Source organism: uncultured Subdoligranulum sp. (assembly GCF_937890665.1).
Window position 1 is genome coordinate 1 of record NZ_CALADU010000185.1, and the last position, 2,453, is coordinate 2,453.

At 60.3% G+C, this 2,453-nt stretch carries 3 protein-coding genes; all 3 read left to right on the plus strand.

Annotation, left to right across the window (positions count from 1 at the left end; translation table 11 throughout):
- A partial coding sequence (locus tag Q0526_RS10615; RefSeq protein WP_298733335.1) for a metalloregulator ArsR/SmtB family transcription factor occupies window positions 1–221 on the plus strand: 221 nt, incomplete at its 5' end.
- A gap of 28 nt (window positions 222–249) precedes the next feature.
- Window positions 250–465, plus strand: coding sequence for a cation transporter (locus tag Q0526_RS10620; RefSeq protein ID WP_298733337.1), 216 nt, complete (start codon window positions 250–252; stop codon window positions 463–465).
- Between the two features lie 30 nt (window positions 466–495).
- Window positions 496–2,361 carry a heavy metal translocating P-type ATPase gene (locus tag Q0526_RS10625; protein WP_298733339.1) on the plus strand — a complete coding sequence of 622 codons (1,866 nt, stop codon included), beginning with the start codon at window positions 496–498 and terminating at the stop codon, window positions 2,359–2,361.
- Window positions 2,362–2,453: the final 92 nt, after the last annotated feature.

Sequence of the window (2,453 nt, forward strand, 5' to 3'; positions counted from 1 at the left end):
GCATCAAGATCTTGTACGCCCTGTTCGAAAGCGAACTCTGCGTCAATGACATTGCACAGGTGGTGGGGCTTTCCCAGAGTGCGGTGAGCCACCAGCTACGACTGCTCAAGGCCAGCAAGCTGGTCAAGTTCCGGCGGGAAGGCAAAGCCATCTACTATTCCTTGGACGACGACCATGTGCGTACCATGATTGCCTTGGGTATGGAACACGTGGAAGAGTGACACATCTTTATAGAAAGAGAGTATTGTTATGCAGAAGAAATTCAAGATCGAAGTGGACTGCGCAAACTGTGCCGCCAAAATCGAGACCGCCGTCAAAGCATTGCCCGGCGTACAGCGGGCCAGCGTGAGCTTTATGACCCAGAAGATGCTGCTGGAAGCCGAAGATGACCGCTTTGAGGAAATTTTGCAGCAAGCTGTCCGGGCCGCCAAGAAGATCGAGCCGGATTTCGAGATCGAGTTGTAAGACCCGGACTGAAAATGGAGGAATCCTTCCATGACCAAAAAGCAGAAAAAGACGCTGCGGCGCATCCTGCTGGCCGCGGTGTTGACTTTGTGCGCCGCGCTGGTGCTGTCCTTGGTGACCCTACCGTGGTATGGGCAGCTACTCGTATGGCTGATTCCCTACCTGCTCATTGGATATGATGTCCTGCGCAAGGCCGTGCTGGGCATCCGCAACGGCGAGGTTTTTGACGAGAACTTTCTGATGGCGGTGGCCACCGTGGGCGCCATGGGCTGCGGCGAGTACGCCGAGGGTGTGGCCGTTATGCTCTTCTATCAGATCGGGGAACTGTTCCAGAGCTACGCGGTAGGCAAAAGCCGCCGCAGCATCAGCGATTTGATGGACATTCGGCCGGACAGCGCCAATCTGGAGCAGCCCGACGGCACGGTGGACGTGGTGGACCCCGACGAAGTGGCCGTGGGTTCGGTGATCGTTGTGCGCCCCGGGGAGAAGATCCCGCTGGACGGCGTGGTACTCAGCGGTGAAAGTACCCTGAACACTGCGGCTCTGACCGGCGAGAGCCGTCCCCGCACCGTGCGGCCCGGAGAAACGGTAATCAGCGGCTGCGTCAATGAGGACGGCCTGCTGCGCATCACCACCACCAAGGCCTATGACGAATCCACCGTGGCCAAAATCTTGGACCTTGTGGAAAACTCCAGCCTGAAAAAAGCCAAGGTGGAAAACTTCATCACCAAGTTTGCCCACTGGTATACGCCGCTGGTCTGTCTGGCGGCATTGGTGTTGGCCGTGCTGCCCCCGCTGGTGCTGGGCGGCGGCTGGACGCTCTGGCTGCTGCGAGCCTTGACCTTCTTGGTCATCAGCTGCCCCTGCGCACTGGTCATCTCGATTCCGCTGACCTTCTTCGGCGGCATTGGCGGTGCCTCCCGGTGCGGCATTCTGGTCAAGGGCGGCAACTATCTGGAAGCGCTGGCTCACACCGGCGTGGCTGCTTTTGATAAGACCGGCACCCTGACCAAGGGTGTCTTTGCGGTGACCCGCCTTACCCCTGCCCCCGGCGTGACCGAGCAGGAACTGCTGGAGACCGCCGCCTTGGCAGAGCGGTTTTCCAGCCATCCCATCAGCAAGAGCCTGCGGGAAGCCTGCCCCGATGTGGATGCCCGCCGGGCGGCCGACGCCCAGGAGATTGCCGGCCAAGGCGTGCGCACCTTGGTGGATGGCCGGGTGGTTCTGGCCGGCAACGCCCGCCTGATGGAAACCAACCAGATCACCTACACCGCCGACGACGGCGCAGGCAGCGTGGTGTATCTGGCCCGGGACGGCCAATTTCTGGGGTCCATCCTTATCTCGGATGAAGAAAAGCCCACCGCCCAGACCGCCATGGAGGATCTGCGGCGGCAGGGGGTGCGCACCGTCATGTTGACCGGTGACAGCCCCGCCGTGGCCGACAAGGTGGCCCAGCGGCTGGGCATTGACGAAGTCCATGCCGGGCTACTGCCTGCCGACAAGGTACGGCAGGTGGAAGAACTGCTGGCCCATAAACCTGCCGACAAGATGTTGGTCTTTGCCGGGGACGGCATCAACGATGCCCCGGTACTGATGCGGGCGGACATCGGCATTGCCATGGGGGCGCTGGGCAGCGATGCCGCCATCGAGGCCGCCGACGTGGTGCTGATGGACGATGACCCGGCCAAAATCGGGCTGGCCATGCGGATCGCCCGCAAGTGCATGACCATCGTCTACCAGAACATTGTGTTTGCGCTGGGCGTCAAATTCCTTTGCCTGCTGCTCAGTGCCGTGGGCGTGGCGAACATGTGGTGGGCTGTCTTTGCCGATGTAGGCGTGATGGTGCTGGCAGTGCTTAATGCCACCCGCATGCTGAACGTAAAATCCTTCCGATAACACCAAGCCCCCGCTCCTTTCGGAGCGGGGGTTTTCGATTCATATAAGAACCACAAGCTATGCTTGTGGGCGAATATAGCACGAGCGTTGAT

Bases quoted from the DNA above. Each gene is read 5' to 3' on its own strand.
- Q0526_RS10625 (WP_298733339.1), top strand. From the start codon at position 496: ATGACCAAAAAGCAGAAAAAGACGCTGCGGCGCATCCTGCTGGCCGCG.
- Q0526_RS10620 (WP_298733337.1), top strand. From the start codon at position 250: ATGCAGAAGAAATTCAAGATCGAAGTGGACTGCGCAAACTGTGCCGCC.